This window comes from Stakelama flava (assembly GCF_019351405.1).
Taxonomy (GTDB): domain Bacteria; phylum Pseudomonadota; class Alphaproteobacteria; order Sphingomonadales; family Sphingomonadaceae; genus Sphingomonas; species Sphingomonas flava_A.
The window spans coordinates 311,494-329,687 of the sequence record NZ_JAHWZX010000003.1; the positions used below are offsets into that span (position 1 = coordinate 311,494).

At 59.5% G+C, this 18,194-nt stretch carries 16 protein-coding genes and 1 pseudogene; 10 read left to right on the top strand and 7 right to left on the bottom strand.

From position 1 onward, the window contains the following. Positions 1–4 precede the first annotated feature (4 nt). The 5 genes from KY084_RS05220 to KY084_RS16300 all read right to left on the bottom strand — a co-directional run bounded on the left by KY084_RS05220 (position 5) and on the right by KY084_RS16300 (position 7,176). Positions 5–1,225 carry a tetratricopeptide repeat protein gene (locus KY084_RS05220; protein ID WP_219237366.1) on the bottom strand — a complete coding sequence of 407 codons (1,221 nt, stop codon included), beginning with the start codon at positions 1,223–1,225 and terminating at the stop codon, positions 5–7. Continuing rightward, positions 1,222–3,456, bottom strand: a complete 2,235-nt coding sequence (locus tag KY084_RS05225) for a GumC family protein (RefSeq protein WP_219237367.1) — start codon at positions 3,454–3,456, stop codon at positions 1,222–1,224. The genes KY084_RS05220 and KY084_RS05225 overlap by 4 nt, the downstream gene beginning before the upstream one ends. Before the next feature lie 9 nt (positions 3,457–3,465). Next, positions 3,466–4,167, bottom strand: coding sequence for a polysaccharide biosynthesis/export family protein (locus KY084_RS05230; RefSeq protein WP_246586882.1), 702 nt, complete (start codon positions 4,165–4,167; stop codon positions 3,466–3,468). 70 nt (positions 4,168–4,237) lie between these two features. Next, on the bottom strand, positions 4,238–5,617 hold the full coding sequence (locus KY084_RS05235; RefSeq protein WP_219237368.1) for an O-antigen ligase family protein: 1,380 nt from the start codon (positions 5,615–5,617) through the stop codon (positions 4,238–4,240). Positions 5,618–5,913: 296 nt separating this feature from the next. Continuing rightward, the gene (locus KY084_RS16300; RefSeq protein ID WP_246586883.1) at positions 5,914–7,176 is read right to left on the bottom strand and encodes a sugar transferase; all 1,263 of its coding nucleotides are present in this window, start codon (positions 7,174–7,176) and stop codon (positions 5,914–5,916) included. Between the two features lie 448 nt (positions 7,177–7,624). Between KY084_RS16300 and KY084_RS16765 the strand changes: the two are divergent. The 10 genes and pseudogenes from KY084_RS16765 to KY084_RS05290 all read left to right on the top strand — a co-directional run. Then, a pseudogene (locus KY084_RS16765) lies at positions 7,625–7,885 on the top strand (IS5-like element IS711 family transposase); the annotation flags it as partial. A gap of 155 nt (positions 7,886–8,040) precedes the next feature. Next, positions 8,041–9,240, top strand: coding sequence for an AAA family ATPase (locus tag KY084_RS05250; RefSeq protein ID WP_219237370.1), 1,200 nt, complete (start codon positions 8,041–8,043; stop codon positions 9,238–9,240). Positions 9,241–9,287: 47 nt separating this feature from the next. Then, complete coding sequence (locus KY084_RS05255; protein WP_219237371.1) at positions 9,288–10,343, top strand: ParB/RepB/Spo0J family partition protein; 1,056 nt, start codon at positions 9,288–9,290, stop codon at positions 10,341–10,343. A 179-nt stretch (positions 10,344–10,522) separates the two neighbouring features. Beyond that, a complete protein-coding gene (locus tag KY084_RS05260; RefSeq protein WP_219237372.1) occupies positions 10,523–11,449 on the top strand; it encodes a replication initiator protein A in 927 nt (308 codons plus the stop codon). A 714-nt stretch (positions 11,450–12,163) separates the two neighbouring features. Continuing rightward, positions 12,164–12,958, top strand: coding sequence for a helix-turn-helix domain-containing protein (locus tag KY084_RS05265; protein ID WP_219237373.1), 795 nt, complete (start codon positions 12,164–12,166; stop codon positions 12,956–12,958). 252 nt (positions 12,959–13,210) lie between these two features. Continuing rightward, entirely contained in the window at positions 13,211–14,257 is a 1,047-nt protein-coding gene (gene rfbB, locus KY084_RS05270) for a dTDP-glucose 4,6-dehydratase (RefSeq protein ID WP_219237374.1), read from the top strand. 35 nt (positions 14,258–14,292) lie between these two features. Continuing rightward, the gene (rfbA, locus tag KY084_RS05275; RefSeq protein ID WP_219237375.1) at positions 14,293–15,195 is read left to right on the top strand and encodes a glucose-1-phosphate thymidylyltransferase RfbA; all 903 of its coding nucleotides are present in this window, start codon (positions 14,293–14,295) and stop codon (positions 15,193–15,195) included. Between the two features lie 73 nt (positions 15,196–15,268). Further along, positions 15,269–15,619 carry a hypothetical protein gene (locus KY084_RS05280; protein WP_219237376.1) on the top strand — a complete coding sequence of 117 codons (351 nt, stop codon included), beginning with the start codon at positions 15,269–15,271 and terminating at the stop codon, positions 15,617–15,619. Between the two features lie 18 nt (positions 15,620–15,637). After that, complete coding sequence (locus tag KY084_RS05285; RefSeq protein ID WP_219237377.1) at positions 15,638–16,132, top strand: RES family NAD+ phosphorylase; 495 nt, start codon at positions 15,638–15,640, stop codon at positions 16,130–16,132. A gap of 189 nt (positions 16,133–16,321) precedes the next feature. Beyond that, positions 16,322–16,573: a hypothetical protein gene (locus tag KY084_RS05290; RefSeq protein ID WP_219237342.1), complete on the top strand. Its 252-nt coding sequence runs from the start codon at positions 16,322–16,324 to the stop codon at positions 16,571–16,573. Between the two features lie 55 nt (positions 16,574–16,628). Here the strand turns inward: KY084_RS05290 and KY084_RS05295 are convergent, their stop codons facing one another. Together KY084_RS05295 and KY084_RS05300 are read right to left on the bottom strand one after the other, a co-directional pair. After that, on the bottom strand, positions 16,629–17,576 hold the full coding sequence (locus tag KY084_RS05295; RefSeq protein WP_219237343.1) for a toxin-antitoxin system YwqK family antitoxin: 948 nt from the start codon (positions 17,574–17,576) through the stop codon (positions 16,629–16,631). Positions 17,577–17,581: 5 nt separating this feature from the next. Further along, a complete protein-coding gene (locus KY084_RS05300; RefSeq protein ID WP_219237344.1) occupies positions 17,582–17,788 on the bottom strand; it encodes a hypothetical protein in 207 nt (68 codons plus the stop codon). Between the last annotated feature and the right edge of the window lie 406 nt (positions 17,789–18,194).

The following is an 18,194-nucleotide window of genomic DNA, read 5'->3' on the forward strand; positions in this document are numbered from 1 at the left end:
ATGGCTAAGAAGCAGGATTGATCGTTATCTTGTTTACCTGCGACTGGCTGGTGAACCGATCTACCGGATTGGCAATTACTTGAATTCGTTGATCGGCGCATTCCTTCGGAATGGTAAATGAGCCGCTATGGCTTTCTGTCTGCGTGTGTGGGCGTGCACGAAGTTCGATTAGGGCATCAGCCTGCACGGAGCACCGAAGGACGACGGAAATATCGCCACCTTCATCGCCAGATGTATCGAACTGGACGTTGAGTCGATACTCGCCGGGCTGGAGCAAAAGACGTTGCTCCGCAGCAAGGCCAGCGGCACTGTCCTCAGTATATACAAACAATGCATTATGGTTACCATCCTTTTGGATCGTGCCGGTGACACCGTTTGCGTCAAGCAATTGCCAATCGAATGGAGGTAATCCGTCGCTGTTTTCAAAGGCACCATTGCGTATCAAGGCAGGTAAAGCAGGTGAACTATCGTAAAACCCATGATAGACATGATATGCTATTTTTCCGTGTCCAGCATCGATAAGCCTGCTGATGGCTGCGGAAAGTATTGGACGTTCCATCATATTGGCAGGATTAAGCTGCAGGCTATCAAGAAGAATAGGAAAGCTGGCTGCGGGATCAGCTTTTGTTTCAACCATCGTTCTTGCAAACGCCATTCGCCATATTGGTTTCTTTTTTAAAAGTTCTGCTAAAGGCTTTGCAATCGTCGGATCAGCTGAGGCTGTGACGAGAGTGGGCAGTAGCAATGGCGCTACAGAACGGGAATGGCTTAGAGCAGCATTATAGTGGTGTAGAGCACCTTCAATATTATTTTTCGAAACTGCTAACTCGATCAAATACAGCTGGGTCAAGGTATCGTGGCGAGACATGTGATCTGCTTGTTTGAATAGCAGTTGAGCAAGACCTTTGTGTCCCTGAGCGTCGTTTTCTGCAGCAAGGACTGTTACCGCATCCACGTTTGCTGGCGATCGCATCAAAGCTTTTCGACCGTAAACTGAGATATCGTTCCAGTTGGGAGTGGGCAAACCTGTCGCAAGCAAATCCCTAGCCCTGTTGCCATTGGCTTCGGCATTGCCCGGCGCTAAGCGAAGCGCAAGTTCAGGATGGTCTTTGGAGAATACCAAGCCAGCAGTCGCTGTCGCCGTGAACCAAGCCGCCCAGAGTGAAGCGACGGCTAAGATGATTATTTTCGCATGATGCAGACTAAGCGAGGGCATGTTGGTCAAGTGAAGGTAGAGGGTTCTTGTGCCAGATTATCACCATAGCCGTAACCATAGCCGTAGCCGTAGCCATAACCGTAGTTAGCTTGGCGAGCATCGAACTTCGTTACAATGATACCTGTCACCGACGCTCTGCTGTCGAAAAGGCGGTCCAGAGCGATCTGGGCCATTCGCTTTTGCGTTCCACGGAATTCCACAACATAGACCGTGCTTTCGACTTTGCTGCCAATGATCGGAGCATCAGCAAGGCCCATGACTGGCGGTGCATCAATCACTACATGATCATATTCAGCCAAGGCTTCACGCAAAAGAGTATCGAACCGCTCGCCCCCTAGCAATTCCGGCGAACTTGGCGGACTTGGACCGGTGACTAGCACATCGAGCCCCTCGAAGCGCGACGCGCGTACAAGGGTTTGAAGTTGTACGCTGCCGGAGAGATAATTGCTGAGCCCCGCCTCGTTCGACAAATCCATCAACTGATGAACTGACGGCGAACGCATGTCGGCGTCGACTAGTAATACCCGTCCTCTGGTTCGCGCGAGCGACAGCGCAAGCGCATAGGCGGAGGTCGATTTGCCTTCTGCAGCACGCGTACTCGTTACGGCCAAAGAACGCGGGATTCCATGGGCGGTTGCGAAGGAAAGCCGGGTCTGGATAGACAGATAGGCTTCGCTGGCATGGGATTTTCGATCTTGCAGCGATTCCAATAGTGAATCGTTGTCGGTTTTGGGAATAACCCCAAGCAAGGGTCTGCGAAGTTCCTTTTCGACCTCGGTGGGGTCGGTGATGCCGTTGTCCATCTGTTCAAGCACCCACGCTACGCCACCACCAAGCATTATCCCGGCAAGTAGTGAGAGGATGATATTGAGGGGTATATTAGGACTGGAAGGAGAGCCTGGAATCTGGGCTTCGTCGACGATTGAGATATTGTTTTCGGCGACGCCTCCAGCAACTCCGATCTCTTTATAGCGCTGAAGCAGCGCATCGTAGAGTTCCCGATTGGTGTCAGCATCACGCAAATAGATATTGTACTGGATGCTGCGACGGCGCGCATCGAGAATTTTCGAACTCAATGTTTTCACACGCTCCCGCAGATTTTCCTCGCGAAGTCGTGCGGCCTGTGCGTCTTCCTGCAGCGATTGAGAGACACGAGTCTCCTCACGTGAAATCGATCGGTCCAGTTGGCTTATCTGATTCTCAAGTGCCTTTGCTGGCGGATAGTCCGGTGCGAACTGTGCCATAAGCTTGGAGTATTCAGCGGAAAGCTGCGCGCGCTGTTGACGTAAACTGCTGAGTGTCGTGTTCTGCACCGAATCTGCTGACGAACCGTTTGCGCGCAGGCGGCTTTCCGCTTCAATTCGGTCTGCGGTGGCGCTGGCAAGCTGTGTGTTAAATGAGGCAAGCTCATCTGCTAGAAGCGAACGCTCCGCCTGCCCGGGAGTGTTTTCGGTCCCGGAACTTGCTGGCAGATTGATCAAATTCTCTCGCGACGCGTAATCGACCACCCGTCGTTCGGACTCGTCAATCCGCGAACGCAGCTGTTGGAGGCGCTGTTGGAGAAATTTGCGTGCAAAAGACGAAGCGTTGTACCGCTGATCCAGAGAAAGCTGGATGAATTCCGAAGCCCAAGCGTCGGCTACTTGTTTCGACAATGCAGGATTGGGGCCGGTGAATTTCAGGTCAAACAATCGGGACAACCGATCGTGCTCGACCGACATATGATTTAACAGAATACTTGTCGCCGCGTCGATCCGGTCACTGCGCTCGGATGCACCCGAAACTAGTTTGCCATCTTTGAACCAAGTGTCTCCAGCATTAAACGCTTCAAAAAAACTGGCATTGTCATAAAGTTTAAGACGCGTGACAATGCGCGTTGCGAGTGTGCGAGCCTTGAGCAACCCATCTTGAGTTTCGTAGAATTCCTGATCGGTAAGGGCGGCTTGGGTTTCATTACCGCCAACGTGGACTAGGCCGGTATCCTCTCGGCGGATGTCAATCGTGGCAGTCGCCGTATACATTGGTGTCATTAGTACTGTGATCAGAATGCCGATTATCAGGCAGACCGCAATGATCGACCCTATCAGCCAACGCCGACGCATCAGGACTGAAATAACGGCTTCAACGAACGGAGTTACTTGGGCGCGATCATTACTCTTGGAGAGACCTGCCAGCCTCGCATTATCAAGTGCTTCTCGGTCTTGGTGGCGAGTTGCGGTGTCGTCGTAAATTGTAGTCACGCCAGATACTCAGTTCAGAATTGCCACGAGAGGCGCAACGAGCAGACCTGCCCCCTGGACCGCAAGCGCAAAGGTGCGCTTGCTAGCGGACTCCCCAACGGAAACTACATCGCCTGCGTAAATGGGCGGATCCTCATAGATTCCTTGGCGGATTGCCCTCAGGTCGTATAGCGCAGCCATTTTTTTACCATCGACTTCGCGGAAAACGACAACAAAATTCTCATCGCTGTATTGCGACATGCCTTTTGCTTCAGCAATTGCGCGGATCAAAGTCATTCTTCCCATGACTGGATATGACCCTGGTTGCGCTACCTCTCCGTCGACCGTGACGAATTGGTTTATCTCATCGGTGTTGACCGTCACTTGCGGGTCGCGAACATATTTCCGCAGATTAGCAGCGATGGCGTTGGCCAACTGTGACGGGGTCTTGCCTGACGCAGGAACCGTGCCCGCCAAAGGGAGAGACATTGAGCCGCCAGCGTCGACCTGAACCGTCATGCTTAGTTCCGGTACCCCGTACACATTGATATCAAGCTTGTCGAAAGGACCGATAATATAAGGTTGCTGCGCCGCAGTCAGGTCCTGACGCGTAGGCGGGGGCAGCGCTCCATATTTGACGGTCGTAAGATCGGGGCGTCCTACGAAATGATTGCTCGCGCACGACGTTAGGGCGAGCAGTCCGACCAAGGCCGGAGAGACGATGATTTTCATACTGTGCTTGCTTCGCCTTACTCAGACCCGGTTTTGCTCGGCCTAGCAGAATAGGTGAAAAAAACGCAACTCATGCTTTGAAGGCACTTTCTCTCGCCGTTCCCCTTGGCATAGCGGACCCGCGTTGCCCATCCACCAACCAAACGACCAAAATCGCAATCAAGCAGGCAATCAGCGGTGTTCGGACCGGGTAGTCGACCAAGCTGCCCAGCGCAATAAGGAGAAGAGACAATGCCGCTGCTCTGCCAAGCGTTCTATCCCAGTTGTGATTTCTCACCAGCAATACGCGAAGCGTTGCACGCATCCACCACGCAATGCCAAGGACGAGTATAAGGGCTGCAGGCAGACCACCTACGATAAGTAATTCTAGAAAATCATTATGGGCATGGTTGAAATAGCCATAATGCAGCAGGCTATCTGGCTCGAATATCCGGAAAACTGTGTCGAAAGTGCCATATCCGCTTCCGAACGGGAGCAACTGCTGTACCATGTCTATCATAACAGGAAGTGATCGGTAGCGTTGGTCACCGGTGACGCTTAAGGATGTCAAACGATCGAACGAAAGGGCCCGCCCCGCAATAATCATGGCTATGACCAGTAGTGGGGTGATGACCCAAGCCCAGCGAATTATCCAATCAAGAGGACTCGGAAGTCGCAAACGCATTTCTTTCACAACGTTGGAGCGCAGCACGACCACATAACTGAAAACCGTAGCTACGGCGGCGAGTAAGCTACCGGTGCGGGAGCCGGTGGTCACAACCGCCGCCAGAAACAAAATTGCCAGACCCCCTCCTGCCGCGAGTCGCCTTGTTTGAACATTGGGATTTCGGCGGTGTGGAGAGGAATTCGTTATCCAAGGGCCAAGCAGCGCAAGCCCGACGGTCAGGAAAAGCGCATGGTGATTACGGTTAGCGAACACGCCATCGGCAACGCCTGCAGAGCGCGCTTCCCAAAAATATAGCGGCGAATTCGCTCCTCCGGCGAACTGCGCGAGACCTAGCACTGCGCTGAACGCCATGCCGATTAAGAGCCACGTCATCAGGTCTCTACGTACATGCGGCGGCATCGCGGCGGCTGCAGACAAAGTGGCGATCGGGGGCAACAGCGCGAAGAGGCTGTTCAATGTCAGATCGGGTGCAATCGAAATCGGACGCCAAAGTTCGTCCAAGCCAACGGCCTTCAGTGTCACATTGAAATCTGCACTGAGCGGCAATTGCTGCCAAAGGCCGGGGGGTAAGGGCACAAGCTGCATGATCATGGTGAGGGCGAGAAGCCCCAGGATAAGTAGGGGAGCGCGATAGGGAGCAAAAATACGGGCCGGGGCAAGTGCGATCACCAGTGCTAGCAACAAGACAGCAAAGGGGCGAATGGCGATTAGCGGCTCGTCAGTGACGCGCGAAGCGCCGCCGCCCAATAAGCAGAGGAGCAGGAACAAGTAGGTCGCAATCAAGAGCCCCTGCGCCTTAAGCGACGCACTGCGACTAAACCCGACTTTACGGTAAGGGGGCCCCCTCTCACCGGAATTTTTCATTCTTGAAACCCATTTATTCAAAGCTGGTTACTGTGCCGATGCGCTTTATCAGATGCACCATGTTTGCAGCCGGATCTTAAATTTTGCTGCTGCGCGAGATGTAAAGTGCGCCTAGCGCCATATCCACGGTCAGGAAAGGCTTGACGCTGAATATTTGGGTGCCCGCCTGCGACGAAAGGTGATCTAACTGCATTGCCTGTCCTGCTGCAGAAGTGTCAAAACGCGTTACGGTGCAACAGCACACGTAGCGTGAGGAAGATCAGCACGATGTCGTGCCACAGCGACCAGTTATCCAGATATTCCAGATCCGCCTGCAGCCGGTTGGTTAGATCAGCCTCGACCATCGTCGCACCACGATAGCCGCGGATCTGCGCGAGGCCAGTCAGTCCCGGCTTGGCGGCATGGCGGTGCCAGTAGCGCGAGTCGATTTCCCAGAACAGCTTGTCGGCGGCTCGGCTGCTGAGCGCATGCGGTCGCGGACCGACGATGCTCATATGGCCGCGCAAAACGTTGAACAGCTGGGGCAACTCGTCGATGCTGGTCGATCGGATAAAGCGGCCGACGCGGGTGATGCGGTCGTCGCCGCGGGTGGCGGAGCGGTGACCTGCGGCATCGGCTTCCTCGACGCGCATGCTACGAAATTTGAGGATTTCAAAAATCTCGTTTCCGCGACCGATCCGCGGTTGCCGGAACAGGACTGGCCCGCGGCTGTCGAGCCGGATCGCGATGGGCACGATGATCAGCACCGGCAGGAAGATCAGGATGAGAATACTGGCCGTCATCAGGTCGAACGCGCGTTTCGCGATGAGGTCGCCCAGTTCGAGCGGGCCAGCAGAGACGATTACAGTCGTGTCGGGCCCGTGCCGGTCGATCGCGATGGGAGCAAGCGCGGCGAGCTCTGGAACAAGGATTTCGCTTTGGATGTTGGCTCCCTTGAGTACATGTGCCCAAGCAGTGCGCCGCTCCGGCCGGCAGGCGACTACCACGCGGTCAGCGAACTGAAGCCTCTTTGCGAGACGGTCGTACATCATCGGATCATGATAGTCGGGATCAATGCCGATTTCCTCGGGCGTGAGCACCACGCTGGCGGTCGCGGTATAGGCAACCCCGCTTTCGCGAATGACAAGTGTGACGAAAGGCGCGTCGAGAAACGCAGTGAAGTGCCGCAAGAAAAGATAGCGGCCCAGCGCCATTGCCATGCCGGTGAAAACAAAACCGCCTATCGTCACCCATCGCGAGATGTCTTCGCTGGCTTTCAACGAAAAAGCGGTGAACAGAGTCAACGCATCGGCGACGACAAGGGCTTTCAGTCCGAGCTTGGCGCCGGTAAACGGTGCCTTGATCATGCGTTTGAGCGAATAGGCATGCCAGCTTGCCGCCGTAATGAGATACATCGGAACCACCGTCACCAGCAACAACCCAGAATTGGGACTGCCAAGAAAGACGTGGCGCAATATGATGGCGATGCCGATTCCCAAGCCGATGCTCACTAGATCGATCGCAACCAGACATATTACAATGCGTAGGCGCAGCCATGTTGGCTTTGTCTGGGACTGTGCGAGGGGGGGGGTGTGGGCGCGTTCGATCCAACGGAAAGGCCTATCCGACATTCCCATTTCCAAATTTCCCGAACCAGTTTGAAATCAACAGGGGCATGAGCATACCTTATCTCAAAGCAGGCTTATGGATACAGCGCGATATAAAAACACTTAATTTCATCATTTTATCGCAACTAGTCCGCTCATAAGCTGTATCTCGTTTAAGCCGCAGTCGAGAGGAACACGGCGCTTCTCCACAACGAGCTCTCTTTGTCACACGCGCCTTTGAGTAAAAAGGGCATGACGAAATTCCAAGCCGAAGCGGAGGGCATAGCGTGGAGAACACGCTGAACAACGCTAATACTGAGTGCCCGGTCGGAACCCGTCCATCGCGAAAACCTGGTATCGAGCCGGTCCGCTACGCGCTTTGATCGCCGCTGATCTTGGTGCGAGCGCCCACATCAAGCCCAATCTCAGCCGCACTGCAAAACCACCCATCGACTGGCGGCTCTACAAAGAGCGTCATCAGGTCGAATGTTTCTCCAACAAGCTCAAGCGCTTCCGCCGTATCGCTCTGCGCTGCGAGAAGACAATCTCTGCTTTCATGGGTTTTGTCGACCTCGCATGCGCCATGATCTGGCTTCGCTAAATGCGGACGCCGCCTAGAACTCCTTGCGAATCCTAAATAATGTCACGGCCTGCCAATCAGTAGGTGCCAAGCCTGATGACCACCAACTTGCCCGATTGAACGATTTGTGCAAATTATTGCGCATCAAAGCTTCAATCGGTGCGCTGGGGTGAATAATGCATTCAGATATGGACCGGATCGGCGATCTTGCTGAAGCGGGCGAGAAGATGATCGAGCGGCTTCGGCGCAAGGCGTTTCTGCCCGAAAGCCGCAAGGGGCTGAACGTCCGGTTCGGCATTGCAGAAGCGGCGCAGTTGCTCGGTTGTTCGACCAACCGCATTCGCATGGCCGAGGACGATGGCCGGTTGCCGCCGCCGCCCGCGTCCGAAAATGGCCGTCGGGCGGGATATACGGTCGAACAGTTGCTGCGTATGCGCGGCGTGCTGGGCGCCTCCCCTGCCCGCGCCGATGCCGACGAACCGGCGATTATCGCGGTGCAGAATTTCAAGGGCGGGGTCGGCAAATCGACCGTGACCACGCATCTTGCCCATTATCTCGCAGTGCAGGGCTATCGCGTGCTCGTCGTCGATTGCGACAGTCAGGCGACGACGACGACGCTGTTCGGCTTCAACCCGCATTTCAACGTCACGCGCGAAGAAACGCTGTACCCCTATCTGTCGATCGACCCGACGCAGAGCGATCTTGGCTATGCGGTCAAGCGAACCCCCTGGCCCAATGTCGATTTGATCCCGTCGAACCTGGAACTGTTCGACGTTGAATATGAACTGGCGGCGGCGGGCGCCGATGGCGGGTCGGTGCTGGCCGCGCGGTTTCGCAAGCTGCGTGCCGGGCTGGCCGATCTGGCGCGCGACTATGACATGGTGATCCTCGACCCGCCCCCTGCCCTTGGCACGATCAGCCTGGCGGTGATGCAGGCGGCCAATTCGCTGCTGGTGCCGCTCGCCGCGACAACGCCCGATTTCTGTTCGACGGTGCAGTTCCTGTCGATGATGGATCAGGTGCTGCGCCAGCTCGGTGAAGCGGGCATCGCGGTCGGCTATGATTTCGTCCGGCTGATCTGTTCCAAATTCGACGGCAACGATCCCAGCCATGCGATGGTGCGCCAGATCATGGAGCAGACCTTTGGCTCTGCCCTGCTGCCGGTTTCGATCCTGGAATCGGCGGAGATCAGCCATGCCGCGATGCGGATGATGACGGTGTACGAGCTCGAACGCCCGATCGGCACCACGCGCACGCATAAGCGCTGCCGCGCCAATATGGACGAAGCGCTTGGCCAGGTCGAACAGTTGATCCGCCGGGGATGGGGCCGGGTCGCGCCGGCGAGCGAGGAGGCGGTGGTCAATGAAGCGGCCTGAACCGGTAACCGGGTGCGCCAGTGCCCGCGACGCAAGGGAGGCGCGTCGTGGCGCGTAAGCAAAAGGACTATCTGGCCGATCTGCTCGCCGATGAAGCCGACGCGGCGGACGCATCCCCCTCCCCTGCCCCCACCGAACCGCCGCCCGAAGCGCGTGCGGCGCGTGCGCGGGGCACGACGCTGTTGGGTCGCGAAAGCGCGCTGGCGCGGGTCGCATCGGGCGAGGTGCGGCAAGTGACGCAATTGCTGCTCGACCCTGCCCGGGTGCGGGTATGGGACGGCAATGCGCGCGTCTATGGCGACGTTAGCGAAGCCAATAGCCGCGAACTGATCGATTCGATCATCGCCGAGGGCGGGCAGAAGGTGCCGGTGGTGGTCCGCCGGGTCACCGGCGATGATGCGCATGATTATGAAGTGATCGCGGGCACGCGGCGGCATTTCGCGATTTCGTGGCTGCGCGCCCACAGCTATCCCGACATGAAGCTGCTCGCCCAGGTTGCCGATCTGGATGATGAAGCGGCGTTCCGCCTCGCCGATATCGAAAATCGCGCGCGCAAGGATGTCTCCGACCTCGAACGCGCGCGCAACTATGCCGCGGCGCTCGCCACCCATTATGACGGCCACCTGACCCGCATGGCCGAGCGGTTGAAACTGTCCAAGGGCTGGCTGTCGAAGATGATCCGGGTGGCGGCGATCCCCGACCGCGTGATCGCCGCCTTCGCTACACCGTCCGAGGTGCAGCTAAAGCCCGCCTACCCCCTCGCCCAGGCGCTCGACGACCCGGCCAGGGCAAAAGTGATCGCGGCGGAGGCGGGCGCGATCGCGAAGGAACAGGCGAAGCGCGCCAAAGCGGGCGAAGGCGCAATCGCCGCGTCCGAGGTGCTCCGCCGCCTGCTCGATACGCCGAGCGAAACCCCGCCCGCCCCCGCCAATTTCGTGTGGACCACGCCGCAGGGCAAAAAGGCGCTGAGCGTGCAATCGGTCAGTCGGTCCGGCGTGACGATCCGCCTGCACGCTGGTTCGGGTGCTGGCCGGCACGAACTCGCCGACGCGCTGCGTCATGCGCTCGACGATCTCGAACGCCAGGGGCGCGGGTTGAAATAGCGATGCGTTTCCCCGGGGAAACAGTGCGCAGGATTGGCGTCGCCGGTGATGCGTGTTTCCCCGGGGAAACGAATTCCTACCCGAAAGCACGAACTCCCGCCGGGGACAGGCGCGCGCGGCGGTGATAGGCTGTCCTTCTTCGAACCGACTTCGTGCTTTCGAGTAGGAAATAACCGATCATGCCGAACGCCCCCGCGCGCACCCGGTCGATCCATGCCAAGCGGCGCAGGAACGACGCGGCGGTTCAGGGCAGCCTGATGCTGCTCGACAGCCCGCTGCATGGTGAGGTTCGCGGCGAACGCTCGCTTGCCGCCTTTCCCTTCTTCGCGCTGTCGAAGAACAAATGGATGAAGCCGCTCACCTATGACAACGGTCAGGTCATGATCGAGGTGCGGCCCAGTTCGAACGGCGTCGCGACGATCTATGACAAGGAAATCGTGCTGTATATCGCCAGCCTGATGGCGGCGAAGCTCGATGCGGGCGAGACGGTCGAGCAGGATTTCACCTTCACCGCGCACGACCTGTTTTCGGTGACGGGATCGAACCATTCGGCGCGCTCCTATTCGCGGCTTTCCGAAGCGCTCGAACGGCTGCAGGGCACGCAGATCAAGACCAATATCGAAGCGGGCGGCGAGGGTGAGGAGGGCTTCTTTTCCTGGCTTTCCGAGGCGCGGCTCCATTATGCGCGCAACCGCAAGGGTGACCGGCGGCTGAAGGCGGTCAAGGTGCGGCTGTGCGACTGGCTGTTCCGCGCGATCCTGCTCGATCGCAAGGTGCTCGATTACGCCAATACCTATTTCCAGCTCGGCCCGATCGAACGGCGGATCTACGAGGTCGCGCGATCGACCTGCGACGAAGGCGGGCTGGATATCGATCTAGCCACCTTCCGGCTGCAGATCGGCTATCAGAACCCGCTCGCCAATTTCCGCTACGCGCTCAAGCAGATCGCGGAGGACGATGCGATCCCCGATTATCACCTGAAGCTGGTCGAACTGGTCGATGCCGAACCGCGTCCCTCGCGCGGGCGCGGACGGCGCGCGACGCCGTGCCGGGTGGTCATCACCCGGCGGTGCCGAAAGCCCGAGCGCCGCATCCTGTCGGCCTGAAGCCAAAGTTCGGCAAACGTAACTCACGGATTACCGCGTCATCGCGAGGAGCGCAGCGACGCGGCGATCCCGCAACCCTCGATTTATGGCGCGCATCTGGATTGCCGCGCCCCTTACGGGGCTCGCAATGACGATATTGCCCTGGGTTCGGATCAACGCAGCTTGGTATAAACGCCGGTCTCGACTGAGCGATGCCGAAGCGCACACCTTGCGCATCGCCGCGCTTTGGCATGAGTCGCGCGGTTTCGTATTTCCTATCCGAAAGCACGAGGATCGAGCGGGTATTTGATACCCGAAGGCACGAACTTTTGCGCCGATTTGCTACCCGAAAGCACGAAGTTTGCTGCGACCTGATATCCGAAAGCACGAATGGCGCGGATAATTGCTATTCGAAAGCACGAACATTTCCCGCTTTCCTACTCAAAAGCACGAACCGTAAACGGTTTCGTCGCCTTCGCTTAGCTGCGACAGTCGGCGATCGGGCGCCAAGGCGGCGCCGTGTGTTTCGAGGAAGGGAAATGGCCGTGATCACATAAAGGAAACCCGGCACGAAGGCCGGGCATCCGATATCTGCAAAACGATGCGCCAACATCGTTGAAAGGCAAGCACTGCGCCTTCGCAGATAGACCAAATCCTACACCGGTTCAAGGATGCGCGTTTCGCGCCACGGAGAGCCTTTGTCTGGTCCGGCCCCGCAGCAAGGGGAGCGGAACGATGACGATGCATGCGATGAGCGAGGCGGCGATCCTCGCCATGGGAAGTTTCGGCCGGGTGCGCGAGCCCGGCCGATCGGGCGCGGTGCATCGCACCGGCGCGCCCGTGCGTCGCGACAGTATCGAGGCGGGGACGTTCGAAGAGGCGTTTTTCGCGGTGCCCGGCAAGGGCGAAACCGACCGGTTGCTGCGCATCGCGCGGCGCGGGCTCGACGCCGGGCGGCGGCTGAAGCGCGAGGCGCGGGCGGGAACGCGCGTCCTTACCCGCTATGAAGCGCTGATGACGCGGCTGACCGCGGCCGCCGTGCGCATTTATGAGGAATTGCTGACGCTTGCCCGGCTCAACCGCGGGCGCGTCTATCCCAGCTATGACCATCTGTCGGAAGCGACCGGCCTTGCCCGCGCCACGGTCGCGCGCTGCCTGCCGGTGCTCGAAGCGCTGGGCCTGCTGGTGCGCCAGCGCCGTTTCCGCCGCGTCGAAGGGGAGGGGGCGGGGCCGCGCTATGCCCAGACCTCCAACGCCTATCGCCCGACGCTCGCCGAACGAATGCTCGGCTATCTCCCGCGCTGGATGCGCCCCACGCCGGTTCCCGACGATCATTGCTGGATGCGCGAGAGCCAGGCGGGCGAGGCGCAGGCGATGCTCGACGCGCTGCCCGCTGCCGAGCGGGCGGGCGCGCTGGTCGGTGGGCAACTCGGCAAGCTTCTCGCCAAGCTGGGCGCGAGTATTGATGCTGCTGAGTGCGAGTCTCAAAAAGAGGCTGAACCGCTCCTCCAGTTTAATTTAAAAAGCTGATTGCTGGGTTGGCCTATACCGGCCAACGCGTTCTCCAAGCGGAAAAGCAAAACGAACCAATCAAAATTCATCGCCCAGCGACACTCCGCAGAAGCGTCGACTTCGTCGCCGCAATGCTCCCCAAGGGGCGCAAGGATTTTATGATGCGCGAACGAACTGGCGTTCAGCAAAAGCGCTGCGGAAATCGGCGATGGTCTACACGCTTTGAATAAAGACAAGGCGGGGAGTATTTCTTCGGGGAAAGGTCAAAACATGCGCATTCTCGTCACCGGCGGGGCCGGGTTTATCGGATCGGCGCTGGTGCGCCACCTCGTCGCGCATGGGCATGAGGTGTGCAATCTCGATGCGCTGACCTATGCCGGCACGCTGACATCGCTTGCGCCGGTGGCCGACAATCCGCGCTATCGCTTCGTGCGCGCGAATATTTGCGATGGCGAGGCGGTGCGCGCGGCGTTGCAGGATTTCCGCCCCGACGTCATCACGCATCTGGCCGCCGAAAGCCATGTCGACCGCTCGCTCGACGGCCCCGGTGCGTTCATCCAGACCAATCTGGTCGGCACCTATACGATGCTGGCCGAGGCGCTTGACTATTGGCGAACGCTCGATGCGCGGGCGCACGCGGCGTTCCGCTTCCATCACATTTCGACGGACGAGGTGTTCGGATCGCTGGGGCCGGAAGGCTATTTCACCGAAACCACGCCGTACGATCCGCGCTCGCCCTATTCGGCGTCGAAGGCAGGGTCGGACCATCTCGTTTCGGCCTGGCACCACAGCTATGGCCTGCCGGTGCTGATCACCAATTGTTCGAACAATTACGGCCCCTGCCAATTTCCCGAAAAGATGATCCCGCTGATGATCGTAAAGGCGCTCGCAGGCGAACTGTTGCCGGTTTATGGCGGCGGCGAGAATGTGCGCGATTGGTTATATGTCGAGGACCATGTCCGCGCGCTGGTGCGCGTGTTCGAAGCGGGCGTGCCGGGGCGGCGCTATGCCGTTGGCGGCGGGGCGCAGCGGCGCAATATCGATGTGGTGCGCGGCCTGTGCGCGATCCTCGACCGGCTGCACCCGCGCGCCGACGGACGCGATCATGCGCGGGCGATCACCTTTGTCGAGGACCGGCCGGGGCATGATCTGCGCTATGCCATCGATGCGCGCCGGATCCAGGGCGAACTTGGCTGGACCCCGCGCGAGGTATTCGAAACCGGGCTGGAAAAGACGGTGCGCTGGTATCTCGACAATGAAGCCTGGTGGCGTCCGTTGCTGGAGCGGGGGGCGGATCGCCGCCGGGGGCTTGCCTAACCGCTTGTTCACGATCCGCTGCTATCGCTGCCGGCATGAAGGGCATCATTCTGGCAGGCGGCAACGGCACGCGGCTTCACCCGGCGACGTTGGTGGTGAACAAGCAATTGCTGCCGGTCTATGACAAGCCGATGATCTATTACCCGCTCTCTGCGCTGATGCTGGCGGGAATCCGCGATGTCCTGATCATTTCGAGCCCCGATCATCTGTCGCACTATCGCCGGTTGTTCGGAACGGGTGCACATCTGGGGCTTACCATCGCCTATGCCGAGCAGCCGCGGCCCGAAGGGTTGCCCCAGGCGTTCACGATCGGGCGCGACTGGATTGCGGGAGAGCCGGTCGCGCTGGCGCTGGGCGACAATATCTTTTTCGGCAACGGCCTGACCGACATGCTGCGCCGCGCCGCCGCGCGGACCGAGGGGGCGAGCGTATTCTCCTACCGGGTCGAAGATTCGATGCGCTATGGCGTGATCGAATTCGACGAGAGCGGGCGCGCGATTTCGATTGAGGAAAAGCCCGTCGCGCCGCGCAGCAACCATGCGCTGACCGGGCTGTATTTCTTCGACGCCAATGTCTGCGACCTTGCCGCGCATCTTCGCCCTTCGGCGCGCGGCGAGCTGGAAATCACCGATCTTGCCCGCTTGTACATGAATGCCGGGCTGCTGCGCGTCGAAGCGCTGGGGCGCGGCTATGCCTGGCTCGACACCGGCACGCATGACAGCCTGCTCGAAGCGGGCGAGTTCGTCCGCACCATCCAGCACCGCCAAGGCATCCAGATCGCCTGTCTTGAGGAAATCGCCTTTCATCAGGGCTGGATCAGCACGGAGCAGGCGCGCGAGGCCGGACAGCGCTTCGCGAAAACCGCCTATGGCCGGGCGATATTGGCGGCGGTGGAGGAGGGCGCCGGCGGTCCGGATCCGATGCGCCTGCGCGCGTGAAGCGTTGCTGCCCCCGCGTGCTTGCTTGCAATGCACGAAATATGAGTGCATATTATGCACAAGGAGTGCACTCATGCTTGCTGCGTTTCTCGATGACATTCGCGACCATGACCTGATCGCGCCGAAGCGGATGGCCGATCGCCTCCGCCTGCCGGTTTCGCGCCTGGCGAAGCTCGCACATCTCAACCGCAACACGATGACCGCCCGCCCTGAAAGCCCGGCGGTTCAGGCAAAACTGGGCGAAATCGCGCGGATCATCACACGCGCGGCGGAAATGACGGGTGATGAAGGCCGCGCGATCATCTGGTTCCGGCATCAGCCGATCGCGGGGTTCGGAAAAACCGCCGAACAGCTGGTCGAACAAGGCCATGCCGACGCCGTGATGGGGACGTTGGAATCGATGGAGCAGGGCGTTTACGCGTAATCGCGGCGTGACGCGGATATGAACCATGCGCTTGCCCCGCTATCGGATCGATATTGGCGGATGCTGGGCGTTCGCTGGCAGCATCGCCCGTTCGAAAGCGGATCGCATCTGACCGGCGGTCGCTGGAACCCGGTCGGGACGCCGGCGCTGTACCTTTCGCAAAGCCATCATACCGCGATCGTTGAAATGCATCAGAATCTGGTACGCCCCGGCACGCTGGTCGCCTTTGACGTCGAAGCGGACGCGATCGCCGATCTTCGCGGCGAAGACGCGTCGCTCACCCATGGCCTGTGGCGCGATCAGGCGATGCTGCGCGGCGAGGTGCCCGAAAGCTGGCGACTTGCCGAACGCCTGATCGCCGAGGGAGCGCAAGGCGCGCTGATCCCTTCCGTACTCGATCCCGCCGGCACCAATCTGGTGCTGTGGTGCTGGTACCGCGAAGGCGAAGCGGGCGAGGGCGCGTCGCTAACGCTGATCGATCCCGAAGCGGTGCTGAGCGATGACAAGCGCTGATTTGTTTAATTGAACGTCGAGAGTTTGCACCTATTTTACGGCTTGAGGCAGATGGCGGGATAAGCCTTGCGGCGGCGATTGTTAACCGATGGCGCTGGGCTGGCGCTATCGCCGGAGAATATAGAGTGTCGAGGAACAGGCCCACCCGGACGCGCCAAGTCATTCCCGGTTGTGTGAAAGGCAGTCGTCATGACGAAATTTCCCCGCGTCGAAGCATATCGCGCACGGATACGCCAAAGGGACTTCACACCGCTGACCGATGACGAATTGCGCGCAATGGTGCAGGCGGACCGGTCCGCGCGCCACAATGCGGCGATCGAGGGCTTGGCAATGGGCAGGGAAGACAGCGCGTTCAGCGATATGCTGCTCGCCGAGCGGGTTCCCGCCGCGCTCGCCTCGGAATTGATGCTGCATTTCGTGAAGGACGGCCTCGCCGGTTGACGCCGGAGCAGGCAGCGTCGTGTTTTCACCCACGCCGCCGCTACCGTTCCGTGCGCTATTGCGGGCACTCGCAGCATTGCCGGTCCTTGCGGATCACCGGGGCGAGCAGCTTATGGTCATATGCCTCCACCCGCTCGATGATTTCATCGCCGCTGCGCACCGTTTCCAGCTTGTAGATATGCGGCGTGAACGAATAGCCGATTTCGGGCAATCGCGCCGGATCGTCGGTGCCGCTTTGAAGCACGGTATAGGTCCGGCATCCTTCGTAGCGGATCATCTTCAGCCCGCGGCCATAGCCGGGGATCGTGACCGGCCGGGTGATGCGGCGGGGCGTGCCGTCGACATTCCACACCCGGCCATCGACGAACTTGCCATCGGACGAATATTCGAAACGGCGCAGCAGCCGTCCGTTCGTCTTGCTCCACAGCGCCTGTATGCCGACCCGTTTGCCCATGGCGTAGCGTTTGATGCTGAACGCCTTTCCCGAGGGGAGATATTCGATCACCGGGCCGTCGGCATATCCCGCGCGATACCGGCCGCGCTCGATCATGTGCCCGGCCTTGTCATAATCGGCATAGTCGCCGTCGCGCTTGCCGTCGCGCCAATGGGCGATGGCCGCGGGGCGTCCGTTGGGATGATAGACGCGATAAACGCCCTCAAGCCCATGCGGGCCATAGGTCCATGCTTCCTTGAGCGTTCCGTCGGGATACCAGCTGCGATAGCGGCCGCTCAGTGCACCCGCTTTCCAGTGGCGTTCCATGGCGAGCGTGCCGTTGCGGTGAAACTGGCGGTCGCGCCCGTCCTTTTCCCCGTCGACGCATGCCACCTGCCGCATCAGCGTGCGATCGTCGCGGCGAAGCTCGACCATGCCGGTATAGCCGGGCCTGCCGGGCACATGGCACAGATCGCTTTCCGCCACCTGTTCGTGATTTTTGATCTCGACGCTTTGCGACGCGGCCGAAGTGGCGAGGAGCGCGCCCAGCGTGGCGATCGGCAGCGTCATGGCGATCAGCGCCGGCGTTCGCGCACGAAGAAGCTAGCGATCATCAGCACCAGGCTCACCCCGCCCACGGTTCCGCCCAGCGACCACAGGGTGCGGGCGTCATCGGGCGTCATGCTGGCGAAGAAGAATGGTGCAGCGAAACACGCCGCCGCGATCACCAGCCCGATGATACCGAAATAGCGAAAGAGGAATTTTCTGAGGTTTCGAACCATGCGAGCGGCTCTACGCACGCGCGGTAAGCCGAAGCAACCGCGCGATCCCACTCCGACGCGGCATCGGCACGGGATATCGCGGGGGTGGGGTGAGGTTGGCCCGCGCCATCACGGGCGGCATTCAGACGGTGAACGCTAGGATGCGGCGCCTGATCCGGATACAGCGATGGGTGATCGGGATCGTCGCGATTGAACTGCTCGTCATCGAAATCGCCCGCATCGCACCGCTGTTTCGATAGACGCCGAAAGCGTGGCGGATTTTGCACGGTGCAAAATCTGCCAGCCCCGATCATGCCGCTTTGAGCATGAAATCGACATGGACGGCATCATAGGGGAAGACGATGCCATCGTCGGTGCGATCAATCACCCCAGCCTGGATCAGCGCCTGAACGTCGCCATGCACCGC